Below are 13,770 nucleotides of genomic sequence, written 5' to 3' on the forward strand. Positions count from 1 at the left end.
TTTGCGCGGGAACAGCCGGCCGCAGGGCGGTTATTCCGTCCTGACCCGGAAGGCAGTCACGCTGCAGGGCGGCAGCTGGGCGGCAAACCCGCTGTCGGTGCAGCGGACTTCCAGCGGCAGGGGATGTACATGGTCCGGGGCGGCAAAGGTGTTGTGGGCAGCGGGGGCTCCGGCCAGGGTCTCGGCGGTCACCGCGCCGGCTTTCCGGCCGGTGAGCAGGACCTGTGCCGGACAGGCGTCGGTGTCACTCAGGTTCACCGCCGTCACCAGCAGGGTGCCGTCCGCCCCTTCGCTGGCCGATACATGCAGGTCGGGCACCGGCTCCGCCTCGCTGCCCAGCAGCCGGGTCTCGGCGTAGGTCTCCAGCTGGCGGGCGTCCTGGTGTTCCCGGTACATCCGGAACACATGGTAGGTGGGGGTCAGCAGCAGCTTGTCCCCGTCGGTGAGCACCATGGCCTGGAGCACATTGACCATCTGGGCAATGTTGGCCATGATTACCGTGTCGCAGTGGTTGTTGAAGATGTTCAGGTTGACAGCCGCCACCAGGGCATCCCGCATGGTGTTCTGCTGGAACAGGAAGCCCGGGTTGGTACCCGGCTCCACATCGTACCAGGTGCCCCACTCATCCACCGCCAGACCGATGTCCCGGCCTTTGGCGAACCGGCGGATGATGCGGCTGTGGTTTTCGATGAGCTCCTCCATCCACAGGGTACGGTACAGGGTGTGGTAGAAGATGTCCCGGTCAAATTCGGTGGCGCTGCCCTTGACGCCCCAGTTGTCCCCGGGGATGGTGTAGTAGTGCAGGCTGATGGCATCTATGACCCGGCCGGCGCTCTCCACCACCCGGCGGGTCCAGTTGTAGTCGTCCTCGCTGGCGCCGCAGGCAATGCGGAAGGGCTTCAGGTCGGGACTGTAGCTGCGCAGGAAGGAGGAATACTGCCGGCACAGATCGGCGTAAAATTCCGGGCGCATGTTGCCCCCGCCGCCCCAGGTCTCGTTGCCGATGCCCCAGTACCGCACGTTGAAGGGGGCTTCCTGGCCGTTTTTCCGCCGCAGGTCGGCCATGGGGGAGCGCCCGGGCATGTTGCAGTACTCCACCCAGTCGGAAAACTCCTGCACCGTGCCGCTGCCCACATTGCCGGAAATGTAGGGCTCGCACCCCAGTTCCCGGCACAGGGCCATGAATTCATGGGTGCCGAAGGCGTTGTCCTCGGTCACGCCGCCCCAGTTGGTGTTCACGATGGTCTTGCGCTGTGCCTTGGGCCCGACGCCGTCCATCCAGTGGTAGGTGTCCGCAAAGCAGCCGCCGGGCCAGCGCAGCACCGGCACATGCAGTTCTTTCAGGGCGGCGACCACGTCGGTGCGCAGGGTGCCGTCGGCATTGGCCAGCCCGCCGTAGATGCACCGGCCCAGATGCTCGGAAAAATGGCCGTAGATGTTTTTGTTGATGACGCCCGCCGACCGGTTGGCGTTGACGATGATGTGGGACATGATAGGACCTCCTGACAAATGTTCCCGCCCTTGGCGCCACAGGCCCGGGGCGGGAAGACTTCTGTTTCGATTATACGGGAAGCGCGGCCCGCACACAAGAGGCTTTTTGTGCACAGACCATAGAAAAAACACGGAAAAATCTGATTTATTTGACAAAACAGTGGAAATTGTCCGTCCGCTGCGCTACAATAAAAACCAGAAATATGAAAATGCACAGGGAGGGCCCCATGCTCAAACATCTGAAACAGCAAGTGTATGAAGCCAATATGGAACTGCCCCGCCGCGGGCTGGTCACCTATACCTGGGGCAACGTGTCGGGCATCGACCGCAGCCGGGGGCTGGTGGTCATCAAGCCTTCGGGGGTGGCGTATGAGGACCTGCGCCCCGCCGACCTGGTGGTGGTGGATCTGGACACCGGTGTGGTGGTGGAAGGGGACCTGAACCCCAGCAGCGACACCAGGACCCATCTGGAACTGTACCGGGCCTTTCCGGCACTGGGGGGCATCGTGCACACCCACAGCCCCTATGCGGTGGCCTGGGCCCAGGCCGGACGGGACATTCCCTGCTACGGCACGACCCATGCCGATTACTTCTACGGTCCGGTTCCCTGTGCGCGGCAGCTGAGCACCGCCGAGCTGGAATCGGACTATGAGGGCAACACCGGCAAGGTCATTGTGGAGACCTTCCGCACCCGGAACATCGACCCGGCGGCGGTGCCGGGGGTCATCTGCCGCAGCCATGGTCCCTTCACCTGGGGCAAGGACGCGGCCCAGGCGGTGTACCATGCGGTGGTGCTGGAAGAGGTGGCCAGGATGGCCCTGCTCACCCGGCAGGTGGACCCCAACGCCGCCCCGGCGCCCCAGAATCTGCAGGACAAGCACTACCTGCGCAAGCACGGTCCCCATGCCTACTATGGTCAGAAAAAGGAAAAAGACTAAGGAGTGAATCAGCATGAAACTGTACATTGATACCGCCAATGTGGAGGAGATCCGCAAGGCCAACGATATGGGCATCATTGCCGGTGTCACCACCAATCCCAGCCTGATCGCCAAGGAAGGGCGGGACTATGCCCAGACCCTGGCCGAGATCGCCACCATCGTGGACGGCCCCATCTCCGGGGAAGTCAAGGCCACCACCACCGACGCCGAGGGCATGATCGCGGAAGGCCGTGCCATCTATGCCCTGGACCCCAGGCATATGGTGGTCAAGATCCCCATGACCGCCGAAGGCCTCAAGGCCATCAAGGTCCTTTCCGGGGAAGGCATCCCCACCAACTGCACCCTGATCTTCTCCGCCAACCAGGCGCTGCTGGCGGCCCGGGCGGGCGCCACCTATGTCAGCCCCTTCCTGGGCCGGCTGGACGACATCGGCCAGCCCGGTATCGACCTGATCGAGACCATCCACGATATGTTCCTGAACTATCCGGATCTGCAGACCCAGATCATTGCGGCCAGCGTGCGCAACCCCATCCATGTGACCGACTGTGCCCTGGCCGGGGCGGACATTGCCACCGTGCCCTACAAGGTCATCCTGCAGATGCTGCACCATCCCCTCACCGATGCGGGCATCGAAAAATTCAAGGCCGACTACACCAAGGTGTTCGGCGAATAAGCACCGGCATGGTACGGGCGGCGCGCAAAACTTTTGCGCGCCGCCCGTTTTGTCTGTATAAACCCCCGCGCCCTGTGCCACACTAACCGTAAATCGAACCGCGGGCGCCGCCCGCGGGTGTATCTTGCAGCAAAGGACGGGGGAAGATGAACAGCTTCAAAGCATTTTTCAAGCAAAGAGGATTATACCTGATCTGTCTGGCCCTGCTGCTGGTGGCCACCATCACCGGGGTACTGGCCATCCGCAGTGTGGTGCGCAATGTGGCCGATCTGACCGAATCACGCCAGAACGCCCTGGAGGAGGATGCCCAATGGAACCAGCCGGATACCATCGTAACCAATCCCGCCGAGGATGTGCCGGTGCAGACGCCTGTGCCGTCGCCGCAGGTCTCTGCACAGCCCTCCGAGTCGCCTGCTTCCTCCTCGGCGCAGCAGCCGTCTGGGGCAGTGTCCGCCGGTGGGGCCGCCTCTGGCGATTCTTCGGTGTCCTCGGCCGCCTTGCCCGTATCGCCGGCGGATGCTGAGCCCATCCGGGCCTTCAGCGGGGATGAGCTGGTGTACAGCGAGACCCTGGGTGACTGGCGCACCCACAACGGTGCCGACTACGCCGCCGACAAGGGGGACAAGGTCCATGCGGTGACCGCCGGCACGGTGGCATCTGTCACCGAGGACGCCCTGTGGGGCACGGTGGCCGAGGTCAAGACCCTGGACGGGGGCACCTGGCGGTACTGCGGCCTGGACAAGGCGGATGTGAAGACCGGGGACGAAGTCCACCGGGGGGACGTGCTGGGCACAGTGGGCACCATCCCCAGTGAGGGGGAGGATGCCTCCCACCTGCACCTGGAATACCTGGACGAAAACGGGGCCTACCAGGACCCGGAAGACAACAAATAAAAAAATCCCGGACTCAGCCAGAGTCCGGGATTTTGTGTTGTGATATTACTTGCGGTAGGCGCGGATGGAGAGCATCCGGGTGGCGTTGAGCACGGCCAGCACCATGACCCCCACATCGGCAAACACCGCCCACCACATGTTGGCGATGCCCACGGCGCCCAGCAGCAAAAACAGCAGTTTGACGCCCAGGGCAAAGACGATGTTCTGGTAGACGATGGACATGCACCGGCGGGCCATGCGCATGGCCAGACCGATCTTGGCCGGGTCGTCGTCCATGAGCACCACGTCGGCGGCCTCAATGGCGGCATCGCTGCCCAGGGCACCCATGGCGATGCCGATGTCCGCCCGCATGAGCACGGGGGCGTCGTTGATGCCGTCCCCGACAAAGGCCAGGTTGCCCCGGCTCTTGTCCGCCAGCAGTTCCTCCACCCGGCGGACCTTGTCGTCGGGCAGCAGCTCGGCGTGGAAGTCGTCCATGCCCAGCTGGCCCGCCACCCCGGCGGCCACGGCCTTGCTGTCACCGGTGAGCATGACGGTGCGCACCCCCAGGCTGTGCAGGCTGTCCATGGCCTGACGGGCGGTGGGTTTCACCTCGTCGGAAATCAGGATCGAACCCCAGAAGGTGCCGTCACAGGCCAGGTAGACCACCGTGCCCACCCCGTCGTCGGGGGTGTAGGGGATTTTCTTGGCTTCCATGAGCTTGGCGTTGCCCGCCAGCACCGTGTGGCCGTCCACCTGGGCGGACACGCCGTGGCCCGCGATCTCCTGGGCGTCGGTGGCCTGCAGAATGCAGGCAGGACAGGCTTCCCGCAGGCTCTTGCTGATGGGATGGCTGGAGTAGCTTTCCGCCGCAGCGGCCAGTTCCAGCACTTCCTGTTCGGTGCGGCCCGGAGCGGGGGAGACCCGGCTGACTTTGAACACCCCTTTGGTCAGGGTGCCGGTCTTGTCAAAGACCACCGTGCCCGTATGGGCCAGGGCTTCCAGATAGTTGCCGCCCTTGACCAGGATGCCGCAGCGGGATGCCCCCCCGATGCCCCCGAAAAAGGTGAGGGGGATGCTGATGACCAGGGCGCAGGGGCAGGAGATGACCAGGAAAGTCAGCGCCCGCTTGATCCACATGGCCCAGCCTCCGCCCAGCACCAGGGGCGGCAGCACCGCCAGGGCCAGGGCAGCAAAGCAGACGGCGGGGGTGTAGTACCGGGCAAATTTGGTGATGAAGTTTTCCGCCTTGGCTTTCTTCAGGCTGGAATTCTCCACCAGGTCCAGGATGCGGGCCACGGTGGACTGGCCGTAGGGTTTGGTCACCTGCACCCGCAGCACCCCGTCCACGTTCACGCTGCCGCTGATGACCGCATCCCCCGGGCGGGCGGAGCGGGGACGGCTCTCCCCGGTAAGGGCGGCGGTGTTCAGGGAACTTTCGCCCTCCAGCACCGTGCCGTCCAGGGGGATCTTCTCCCCGGGGCGCACCACAATGACCGCCCCCACCGGCACTTCCTCCGGGTCCACCGTGCGCAGACCGCCGTCGGCCTCTTCCAGGTTGGCGCTGTCGGGGCGGATGTCCATCAGCCCCGCAATGCTCCGGCGGCTCTTGCCCACGGCGTAGCTCTGGAACAGCTCGCCCACCTGGTAGAACAGCATGACAGCCACGCCCTCGCCGTATTCACCCAGGCACATGGCGCCCACCGTGGCCACGGCCATGAGGAAGTTTTCGTCAAACACTTCCCCGTGGACCACGCCCAGCACGGCCTTGCGCAGCACATCATACCCGATGATGAAATAGGGGATCAGATAGAGCACCGCCTGCGCCGGCCAGGGCAGGCCGGCAAATACCTGGCACAGGACCGCTGCCGCCGCATACAGCACTGCGGCCAGAATGATACGGCGCAGCATTCGTTTCTGCTTTTTGGTCATACAAACCATCCCTCCCGCTTCGGATACCGCCAAGGACCTTTACAGTTCGATCTCGAAATCCGGCTCGATCTTCTTGGCCGCCTTCACGGCCTGCTTCAGGATGGCGTCAAACTGGCTGTCCTCCGCTTCCAGCAGCATCTTCTGGGCCATAAAGCTCACGCTGGCGCTCTGCACACCGGGCAGGGCCTTGACGGCGTTCTCGATCTTGGCGGCGCAGTTGGCGCAGTCCACTTCAATGTTGAATTTCTTCTGCATGGTACATTCTCCTTTTCACTCTCAGATATAGGGATTACAAATGGGTCACTCTTCCACGTGCTCCATGCCCAGGGCGATCATGGTACGCACATGGTCGTCGTCCAGGCTGTAGAACACCGTCTTGCCGTCCCGGCGGAACTTGACCAGCTTGCTGGCTTTCAGCACCCGCAGCTGGTGGCTCACCGCACTCTGGGAAAGCCCCACCGCCTGGGCGATGTCGCTGACGCAGAGCTCGCTTTCAAACAGGGCGTACAGGATCTTGATGCGGGTGGTGTCCCCGAACACCCGGAACAGTTCGGCCAGGTCGTACAGCACCTCGTCGTCGGGCAGATCGGCGCACACCCGGGCCAGGGCTTCCGGGTCCCCGGGGCAGCCGGGGTCACACACCGGCACAGCGTCGGGGCGGGGGATCTCGTTGGGTAAAGCCATTGTCAGACATCCTTTCATATGAGCAGTTGTTCATATGTCTATATGGTAGTCCCCTCTCCGACCTTTGTCAATAGGGAAAAGTGCCTTCTCCGGATTTTTTTCCAAAAAAATCCGCCGCCCCGGCCAAGGAGCGGCGGAAAAGGTCTGTATGAAATGCAAAAGAGAAAACCCGGCCGTTTTTTCCACAAAAGAAAGCTGTTTTGTGGAAAGCTCAGCCCTCGGCCCAGCCCCGGGCCCGGTCCACGGCCTTGTGCCAGCCCGCCTGCAGGCGGGTGCGGGTGGCCTCGTCCATCTCGGGCTCGTACAGCCGGTCCAGGGTCCACTGGCGGCGGATGTCCGCCAGGTCCTGCCACACCCCGGTGGCAAGACCCGCCAGATAGGCGGCGCCCAGGGCGGTGGTCTCCCGGATCATGGGGCGGCGCAGGGTGCGGCCGATGATGTCCGCCTGGAACTGCATGAGGAAGTTGTTGGCCGAAGCCCCGCCGTCCACCCGCAGCTCCCGCAGGGGCATGCCGGCGTCCCGCTCCATGGCCCGGAGCACATCCCCGGTCTGGTAGGCGATGGATTCCAGCGCCGCCCGGATGATGTGGTTGCGTCCGGCACCCCGGGTCAGGCCCACCAGGGCGCCCCGGGCGTACATGTCCCAGTAGGGGGCGCCCAGCCCGGTGAAGGCGGGCACCAGGTACACCCCGGCGCTGTCCGGCACTTTTTTGGCAAAGTATTCGGTGTCCGCAGCCTCGGTGATGAGGTGCAGCTCGTCCCGCAGCCACTGGACCACCGCACCGCCCACAAAGACGCTGCCTTCCAGGGCGTACTGGATGCGGCCGTTCACCCCCGAGGCGATGGTGGTGATGAGGCCGTTGCGGCTGCGGACAAGGGTCTCCCCGGTGTTCATGAGCAGGAAGCAGCCGGTGCCGTAGGTGTTCTTGGCTTCCCCGGCCTCAAAGCAGGTCTGGCCGAAGAGGGCGGCCTGCTGGTCCCCCGCAATGCCGGCGATGGGCACCTCCACCCCCTGGATGTTCACGGTGCCGTACACCTCGCTGCAGGAGCAGACCTTGGGCAGCATGGCTATGGGAATGCCCAGCCGGTCGCAGATGGTCTTGTCCCAGCAGAGATGTTCAATATCAAAGAGCATGGTGCGGCTGGCGTTGGTGTAGTCGGTCACATGGGCGGCGCCGCCGGTGAGCTTCCAGATCAGCCAGGTGTCCACCGTGCCGAAGAGCAGCCGGCCTTCCTCCGCCTGCTGTCGGGCCCCGGGAACGTTGTCCAGGATCCACTTGATCTTGGTGGCGGAAAAATAAGCGTCGATGAGCAGCCCGGTGCGCTTTTGTACATAGTCGGTGAAGGCGGTGTCCTGTTTCAGCTCCTCACACAGGGCGGCGGTGCGGCGGCACTGCCACACGATGGCGTTGTATACCGGCCGGCCGGTCTCCCTGTCCCAGACGATGGCGGTCTCCCGCTGGTTGGTGATGCCGATGCCCGCGATCTCCTGCACATCCACCCCGCTCTTGGCCAGCACTTCCATCAGGACGCCGTACTGGCTGGAATAGATCTCCATGGGGTCGTGTTCCACCCAGCCCGGATGGGGGTAGTGCTGGGTGAATTCCCGCTGGGCCAGATCCACGATGTTCTGGTCCTTGTCGAACAGGATGCAGCGGCTGCTGGTGGTGCCCTGGTCCAGGGCGATCACATATTTTTTCATGGTGGGCCTCCCGTATCACTTACATCTCCCAGACCGCAGGGCTGGAGGTGGAAACGGCCACCGCTCCGGCGCGGATGGCGGCCATGACTTCGTCTTTGTACTTGACCAGTCCCCCGGCAATGATGGGGGTGCGGGTCTTCTGGGCCAGCTCGGCAATGACCCGGGGCATGATACCGGGTAAAATCTCGATGAAATCCGGCTTGCCCACGCCCAGCTGGGCGGGCAGGTTGTCCAGGGACAGCGAATCCAGGATAAAGGCCCGCTGTACCGTCAAAAGCCCCAGATGCCGCGCCCGACGGATCAGGGGCGGCCGGGTGGAGATGATGCCGTCCGGGCGGCACAGCCCCTGCAGGGCATCCACCGCCACTTCCCGGGCGGAAAGCCCCTCCACCAGGTCGATGTGCACAATGGCCAGCTTGCCGCTGCCGCGGACCTTTTCCACCAGCCCCGGCACGCTGACCAGGGTGCCGAAGAGCAGAAACACCGCCTCGCACTCGCTTTGCAGCGCCCGGTCCAGTCCGGCCTCGTCCTTCACGGCGGCGATCACCGGGCAGTCCAGCAGCCGGACCCGTTTTTCTTCCAGGGATTCCATCTTGGCAAAATCCTCCTGCCGCCGCAGCGGTCCGATAAATAAAAAGAGTGGGGCGCACCTCTGGCCGTCCCACTCCCTGCTCTTGTGAACAAATCCATTATGGCAGGTTTGGGCGGGAAAGTAAAGCGGCCGGACCAAAAACAGCCATTGTGCCAAAAGCGGCCCCTCGCTTTTGGCCAACCTGCCGATTCCTCTGCCCCTGCCTTGACAGCCGGGGAAAGGGGATGGTACAGTAAACATGTTCAGAAGACTGCTTGTGTCAAGAGTGAAGCAGATGCGGCCCGACAGGGGCGGTATTTGCTTTGCTCTTTTTTTGTGAGCAAAACAGGGAGGCAATCTATGTATGATGTGATCATCATCGGCTGCGGGGTCATCGGGGCGGCCGCCGCCCGCCGTCTGGCCCGGTGCCGGGGGAAGGTGGCGGTGCTGGAAGCCCAGAACGATGTGGCCAATGGCACCACCAAGGCCAACAGCGCCATCGTCCATGCGGGATACGACCCGGAGCCGGGAACGCTCATGGCGCGGCTGAATGTGGAGGGCAACCGGCAGATGGGCGACCTGTGTGCCGAACTGGATGTGCCTTTCCGGCGCACCGGCTCTTTGGTGCTGGCCTTCGGGGCGGACCAGCAGCCCAGGCTGGAAGAACTCTACCGCCGGGGCACCGCCAACGGGGTGCCCGGGCTGCGGCTGCTCACCGGGGAAGAAGCCCGGGAACTGGAACCCAACCTGTCCCAAGCCGTGACCGGGGCGCTGCTGGCGCCCAGTGCGGGCATCGTGGACCCCTGGGGACTGGCCCTGGCCCTGATTGAAAACGCCGTCACCAACGGGGTGGAACTCTTCCGCGGCTGCCCTGTCACCGCCGTGCGGGAGGAGGACGGCTATTTTGTGCTCACCACTCCCAAGGGCGAGTTCACCGCCCGGTATGTGATCAATGCGGCGGGGGTGGACGCCGACAAGGTCCGCGCCCTGCTGGAGACCCCCGACTTCACGGTGCATCCCAGCCGGGGCGAGTATTACCTGCTGGATAAAAGCGAAGGCAAAACGGTCAGCCGGGTGATCTTCCAGTGTCCCGGCCCCGAGGGCAAGGGTGTTCTCGTCGCCCCCACCGTCCACGGCAACCTGCTGGTGGGCCCCAACGCCGAGGCGGTGACCGACCGCCGGGACCTGGGCAACACCGCCGACGCCCTGGACTTTGTCCGCCGCCGTGCCATGCAGAGTGTGCCGGGGCTGAATCTGCGGCAGAACATCCGCAATTTCAGCGGCATCCGGGCCAACACCGACCGGGGGGACTTCGTCATCGAGACGAGCAAAGCCCACCCCCACTGGCTGGACCTGGCGGGCATCTGCTCCCCGGGGCTGAGCAGCGCCCCGGCCATCGCCGACTATGCGGCGGAGCTGCTGGCGGCGGAAGGGCTGTCTTTGGAGGAAAAGCCGGACTTCAACCCCCGCCGGCAGGCCGTGCCCCGCTTCCGGGAGCTGAACGCCCGGCAGCGGGCGGAACTGATTCGGAAAGACCCCCGGTTCGGCCGGGTCATCTGCCGGTGCGAGACGGTCACCGAAGGGGAGATCGTGGCGGCCCTGCACAGCCCGGTGCCTGCCTGCACCATCAACGGGGTCAAGCGCCGGTGCAACGCGGGCATGGGCCGGTGCCAGGGAGGCTTCTGCGGGCCCCGGGTGCAGGAGATCATTGCCCGGGAACTGAACATTCCCATGACCGATGTCCTCATGGACCAGGACGGCACCTGGGTGCTGGCCCGGGAGACCAAGACCGGAAAGGAGGCGCGCTGAGATGGCAGCCTATGAACTCATCGTGGTCGGCGGCGGCCCCGCCGGACTGGCGGCGGCCTGTCAGGCCTGGGAGAACGGCCTGCGCCGCATCCTCATTCTGGAGCGGGACTCCGAACTGGGCGGCATCCTGAACCAGTGTATCCACAGCGGCTTCGGGCTGCAGCGCTTCCGGGAGGAACTCACCGGCCCGGAATACGCCGGACGGTTTATTGAGATGCTGGGGGACACCGGCGTGGAGACCCGCCTGGACACCATGGTCTTGCAGATCGTCCCCGGCAAAGACGGTGCACCCCACCAGGTACACGCCGTCAGCGCCAGAGACGGATATCAGGTGCTGGAAGCCCAGGCTGTGGTGCTGGCCATGGGCTGCCGGGAACGCACCCGGGGGGCCATCTCCATCCCCGGGGAGCGGCCTGCCGGCATCTTCACCGCGGGGGCAGCCCAGCGGTATCTGAACATCGAAGGGTACATGGTGGGCCGCCGGGTGGTCATCCTGGGCTCCGGGGATATCGGGCTCATCATGGCCCGCCGCATGACCCTGGAAGGAGCCAAGGTGCTGGCCTGTGTGGAGCTCATGCCCTATTCCGGCGGGCTCATGCGCAACATTGTCCAGTGTCTGCAGGACTTTGATATCCCTTTGTATCTCAGCCACACCATCACCGACATCAAGGGCCACGACCGGGTGGAGCAGGTGACGGTGAGTGAAGTGGGCCCGGACCGCCGTCCCATCCCCGGCACCGAGATGGTCTTTGACTGCGACACCGTGCTGCTCAGTGTGGGTCTCATCCCCGAAAACGAGCTGACCCGGGCCGCGGGGGCGGACATGGACCGCCGCACCAGCGGCGCCCGGGTGTATGAGAACATGGAGACCAGCATTCCCGGCATCTTTGCCTGCGGCAACGTGGTGCATGTGCATGACCTGGTGGACTATGTCTCCGCCGAGAGCGAGCGGGCCGGCGCCGCGGCGGCGGCCTATGTGCAGGGCAAGCGGGCCGGCGCCGCCGCCCGCACCCTGGAACTGAAGAACGGGGACGGGGTCAGCTACACCGTGCCCCAGACCGTCCGCCCCGATGAGGCGGGTAAAACGGTGGAGGTGTTCTTCCGGGTGAACCGGGTCACCGGGCCCGCCGCCATCGCGGTGCGGGACGGGGAGGGCAACTCCCTCACCGGGTTCCGTCGGGCCCATCTGGCCCCCGGCGAGATGGAGCACATCCTGCTGCCGGGGGACCTGGTCCGGAGCGCCAAGGGGCCTGTGACCATTTCCATTGAAGAGGACAAAGGGGGTGCGGCAAGATGAAAGAACTGGTGTGCATCGTCTGTCCCCGGGGCTGCCGCCTGCAGGTGGACGAGGACAACGGCTACGCCGTCACCGGCAACAGCTGTCCCCGGGGGGCCGAATACGGCAAAAATGAGCTGCAGCATCCCACCCGGGTGCTGACCACCACCGTGCGGGTCACCGGGGGCGTGCACCGCCGCCTGCCGGTCAAGACCAGCACCGCCATCCCCAAGGACCTGCTCTTTGAGGCCATGGAGGTGGCCAACGCCGTCAGCGTGGCGGCGCCGGTGCAGCCCGGGCAGGTCATTGTGGAAAACCTGCTGGGCACCGGGGCGGACCTCGTCGCGGGGCGGGGGATCGAGAAGGGGTGAGCTTTTCTAATCATAACCCTTCCGCCGCTGCGCGGTACCTCCTCTTACACAGGAGAGGCATGAGGCAGAGTCGTAGCTGAACCAGCCACGCTTTCCCGTTTTACCAACGGCTTTTCTGGCATGCCATTTCAAATCATTTTCCTTGCTCACCGGCCCCAGCCGGTGAGAAGGCCGTCGTCAGGTGGCCGCATCTCCGGGTCCAGGGCCGCAGCCCTGGTCGGCGTCCACCGCATCGAAACGGTGGCGCTTTTTCGCTTCCTTTTTGGCGACAAAAAGGAAGGACACTCCGGCGAGATGCCGCTATCCTCGCAAGCCGGACGGACTGACCAACTCCTCGGTCAGTGCCCCTTACACAGGGAAACCGTTCTCTACCGCAGCAAGCAAAAACCCCGCCGGGTCCTTACGGGAACCGGCGGGGTTCTTATCTTGTTACGGAGTGATCGTCACAATCAGACGATGCCCTGCATCAGCATGGCGTCGGCCACCTTGGTGAAGCCGGCGATGTTCGCACCGGCGACCAGGTTGCCCTTCATGCCGTAAGCCTCGGCGGCGTTGGCCGCGTTGGCGTAGATGTTCTTCATGATGTTCTTCAGGCGTTCGTCCACTTCCTCGAAGGTCCAGGACAGACGCAGGGAGTTCTGGCTCATCTCCAGGCCGGAGGTGGCCACGCCGCCCGCGTTGGAAGCCTTGGCCGGGGCAAACAGGATGCCGTTGGCCTGCAGGTAGGCCACAGCGTCCGGGGTGGAAGGCATGTTGGCGCCTTCGGCCACGGCGTAGCAGCCGTTGGCCACCAGGGCCTTGGCGCCTTCCAGCGGCAGTTCGTTCTGGGTGGCGCAGGGCAGGGCGATGTCGCAGGCGACGGTCCAGATTCCCTGGCTGCCTTCCACATACTTGGCGCTGGGCACATAGTCCAGATAGGTCTTGATGCGGGCGCGCTTGACTTCCTTGATCTCCTTGATGACCTTGTAGTCAATGCCGTTTTCGTCCACAATGTAGCCGTTGGAGTCGCTCATGGCAATGACCTTGCCGCCCAGCTCGGAAGCCTTCTGGTTGGCGTAGATGGCCACGTTGCCGGAACCGGAGATGACCACCTTGGCGCCGTCAAAGCTCTTGACGTTGGCCTTGAGCATCTCATCGGCGAAGTAGCACAGGCCGTAGCCGGTGGCTTCGGTGCGCACCAGGCTGCCGCCGAAGGTCAGGCCCTTGCCGGTGAGCACGCCGGTGAACTCGTTGCGCAGGCGCTTGTACTGGCCGAACATGTAGCCCACTTCGCGGCCGCCCACGCCGATATCGCCGGCCGGCACGTCGGTGTCGGGGCCGATATGACGGAACAGCTCGGTCATGAAGCTCTGGCAGAAACGCATGACCTCGGCATCGCTCTTGCCGTGGGGGTCAAAGTCGCTGCCGCCCTTGCCGCCGCCCATGGGCAGGCCGGTCAGGCTGTTCTTGAA

13 protein-coding genes are annotated in these 13,770 nt (G+C 64.4%); 6 read left to right on the forward strand and 7 right to left on the reverse strand.

The genetic code is table 11. The annotated features are described in order from the left end of the window. Nucleotides 1-30 precede the first annotated feature (30 nt). Complete coding sequence (locus tag Q0K17_RS07640; protein ID WP_294541743.1) at nt 31-1,491, reverse strand: alpha-L-arabinofuranosidase C-terminal domain-containing protein; 1,461 nt, start codon at nt 1,489-1,491, stop codon at nt 31-33. Nucleotides 1,492-1,718: 227 nt separating this feature from the next. Here Q0K17_RS07640 and Q0K17_RS07645 point away from each other — a divergent pair, with 227 nt between their 5' ends. From Q0K17_RS07645 to Q0K17_RS07655, 3 genes are all read left to right on the forward strand, one after another. After that, complete coding sequence (locus Q0K17_RS07645) at nt 1,719-2,429, forward strand: L-ribulose-5-phosphate 4-epimerase (RefSeq protein WP_294541746.1); 711 nt, start codon at nt 1,719-1,721, stop codon at nt 2,427-2,429. Nucleotides 2,430-2,442: 13 nt separating this feature from the next. Continuing rightward, nucleotides 2,443-3,102: a fructose-6-phosphate aldolase gene (fsa, locus tag Q0K17_RS07650; protein WP_294541750.1), complete on the forward strand. Its 660-nt coding sequence runs from the start codon at nt 2,443-2,445 to the stop codon at nt 3,100-3,102. A 146-nt stretch (nt 3,103-3,248) separates the two neighbouring features. After that, the gene (locus Q0K17_RS07655) at nt 3,249-3,995 is read left to right on the forward strand and encodes a M23 family metallopeptidase (RefSeq protein WP_294541753.1); all 747 of its coding nucleotides are present in this window, start codon (nt 3,249-3,251) and stop codon (nt 3,993-3,995) included. Between the two features lie 45 nt (nt 3,996-4,040). On the opposite strand, the gene Q0K17_RS07660 is transcribed toward Q0K17_RS07655, so the two are convergent. The 5 genes from Q0K17_RS07660 to Q0K17_RS07680 form a co-directional block, all read right to left on the reverse strand. Next, the gene (locus tag Q0K17_RS07660) at nt 4,041-5,906 is read right to left on the reverse strand and encodes a heavy metal translocating P-type ATPase (protein ID WP_294541756.1); all 1,866 of its coding nucleotides are present in this window, start codon (nt 5,904-5,906) and stop codon (nt 4,041-4,043) included. A gap of 39 nt (nt 5,907-5,945) precedes the next feature. Then, nucleotides 5,946-6,161 (reverse strand): cation transporter, encoded by a 216-nt coding sequence (locus Q0K17_RS07665; RefSeq protein ID WP_294541759.1) that lies wholly within the window; start codon nt 6,159-6,161, stop codon nt 5,946-5,948. A gap of 45 nt (nt 6,162-6,206) precedes the next feature. Further along, the gene (locus Q0K17_RS07670; protein ID WP_294541762.1) at nt 6,207-6,590 is read right to left on the reverse strand and encodes a metalloregulator ArsR/SmtB family transcription factor; all 384 of its coding nucleotides are present in this window, start codon (nt 6,588-6,590) and stop codon (nt 6,207-6,209) included. Nucleotides 6,591-6,801: 211 nt separating this feature from the next. Beyond that, the gene (gene glpK, locus Q0K17_RS07675) at nt 6,802-8,292 is read right to left on the reverse strand and encodes a glycerol kinase GlpK (protein WP_294541765.1); all 1,491 of its coding nucleotides are present in this window, start codon (nt 8,290-8,292) and stop codon (nt 6,802-6,804) included. Nucleotides 8,293-8,311: 19 nt separating this feature from the next. Beyond that, nucleotides 8,312-8,884 carry a glycerol-3-phosphate responsive antiterminator gene (locus Q0K17_RS07680; RefSeq protein ID WP_294541768.1) on the reverse strand — a complete coding sequence of 191 codons (573 nt, stop codon included), beginning with the start codon at nt 8,882-8,884 and terminating at the stop codon, nt 8,312-8,314. Nucleotides 8,885-9,223: 339 nt separating this feature from the next. Between Q0K17_RS07680 and Q0K17_RS07685 the strand changes: the two genes are divergently transcribed. Genes Q0K17_RS07685 through Q0K17_RS07695 form a run of 3 tightly spaced genes read left to right on the forward strand, consistent with a single transcriptional unit; the run spans nt 9,224 to nt 12,319 of the window. Next, nucleotides 9,224-10,672 carry an NAD(P)/FAD-dependent oxidoreductase gene (locus Q0K17_RS07685; protein ID WP_294541770.1) on the forward strand — a complete coding sequence of 483 codons (1,449 nt, stop codon included), beginning with the start codon at nt 9,224-9,226 and terminating at the stop codon, nt 10,670-10,672. Nucleotide 10,673: 1 nt separating this feature from the next. Beyond that, the gene (locus tag Q0K17_RS07690) at nt 10,674-11,969 is read left to right on the forward strand and encodes an FAD-dependent oxidoreductase (protein WP_294541772.1); all 1,296 of its coding nucleotides are present in this window, start codon (nt 10,674-10,676) and stop codon (nt 11,967-11,969) included. Beyond that, complete coding sequence (locus tag Q0K17_RS07695; RefSeq protein ID WP_294541775.1) at nt 11,966-12,319, forward strand: DUF1667 domain-containing protein; 354 nt, start codon at nt 11,966-11,968, stop codon at nt 12,317-12,319. The genes Q0K17_RS07690 and Q0K17_RS07695 overlap by 4 nt, the downstream gene beginning before the upstream one ends. Nucleotides 12,320-12,768: 449 nt before the next feature. Here the strand turns inward: Q0K17_RS07695 and gdhA are convergent. Continuing rightward, nucleotides 12,769-13,770 (reverse strand): NADP-specific glutamate dehydrogenase (gene gdhA / locus Q0K17_RS07700; RefSeq protein WP_294541777.1); only part of this gene is annotated, 1,002 nt, incomplete at its 5' end.

Origin of the sequence: uncultured Gemmiger sp., assembly GCA_944388105.1 — a bacterium.
GTDB lineage: Bacteria > Bacillota > Clostridia > Oscillospirales > Ruminococcaceae > Gemmiger.

Excerpts from the sequence above, each read along its gene's own strand:
- Q0K17_RS07680 (WP_294541768.1), bottom strand. The coding sequence starts at position 8,884 with ATGGAATCCCTGGAAGAAAAACGGGTCCGGCTGCTGGACTGCCCGGTG.
- fsa (WP_294541750.1), top strand. The coding sequence starts at position 2,443 with ATGAAACTGTACATTGATACCGCCAATGTGGAGGAGATCCGCAAGGCC.
- Q0K17_RS07645 (WP_294541746.1), top strand. The coding sequence starts at position 1,719 with ATGCTCAAACATCTGAAACAGCAAGTGTATGAAGCCAATATGGAACTG.
- Q0K17_RS07640 (WP_294541743.1), bottom strand. The coding sequence starts at position 1,491 with ATGTCCCACATCATCGTCAACGCCAACCGGTCGGCGGGCGTCATCAAC.
- Q0K17_RS07660 (WP_294541756.1), bottom strand. The coding sequence starts at position 5,906 with ATGACCAAAAAGCAGAAACGAATGCTGCGCCGTATCATTCTGGCCGCA.
- Q0K17_RS07665 (WP_294541759.1), bottom strand. The coding sequence starts at position 6,161 with ATGCAGAAGAAATTCAACATTGAAGTGGACTGCGCCAACTGCGCCGCC.
- Q0K17_RS07685 (WP_294541770.1), top strand. The coding sequence starts at position 9,224 with ATGTATGATGTGATCATCATCGGCTGCGGGGTCATCGGGGCGGCCGCC.
- glpK (WP_294541765.1), bottom strand. The coding sequence starts at position 8,292 with ATGAAAAAATATGTGATCGCCCTGGACCAGGGCACCACCAGCAGCCGC.
- Q0K17_RS07670 (WP_294541762.1), bottom strand. The coding sequence starts at position 6,590 with ATGGCTTTACCCAACGAGATCCCCCGCCCCGACGCTGTGCCGGTGTGT.
- Q0K17_RS07695 (WP_294541775.1), top strand. The coding sequence starts at position 11,966 with ATGAAAGAACTGGTGTGCATCGTCTGTCCCCGGGGCTGCCGCCTGCAG.
- Q0K17_RS07690 (WP_294541772.1), top strand. The coding sequence starts at position 10,674 with ATGGCAGCCTATGAACTCATCGTGGTCGGCGGCGGCCCCGCCGGACTG.
- Q0K17_RS07655 (WP_294541753.1), top strand. The coding sequence starts at position 3,249 with ATGAACAGCTTCAAAGCATTTTTCAAGCAAAGAGGATTATACCTGATC.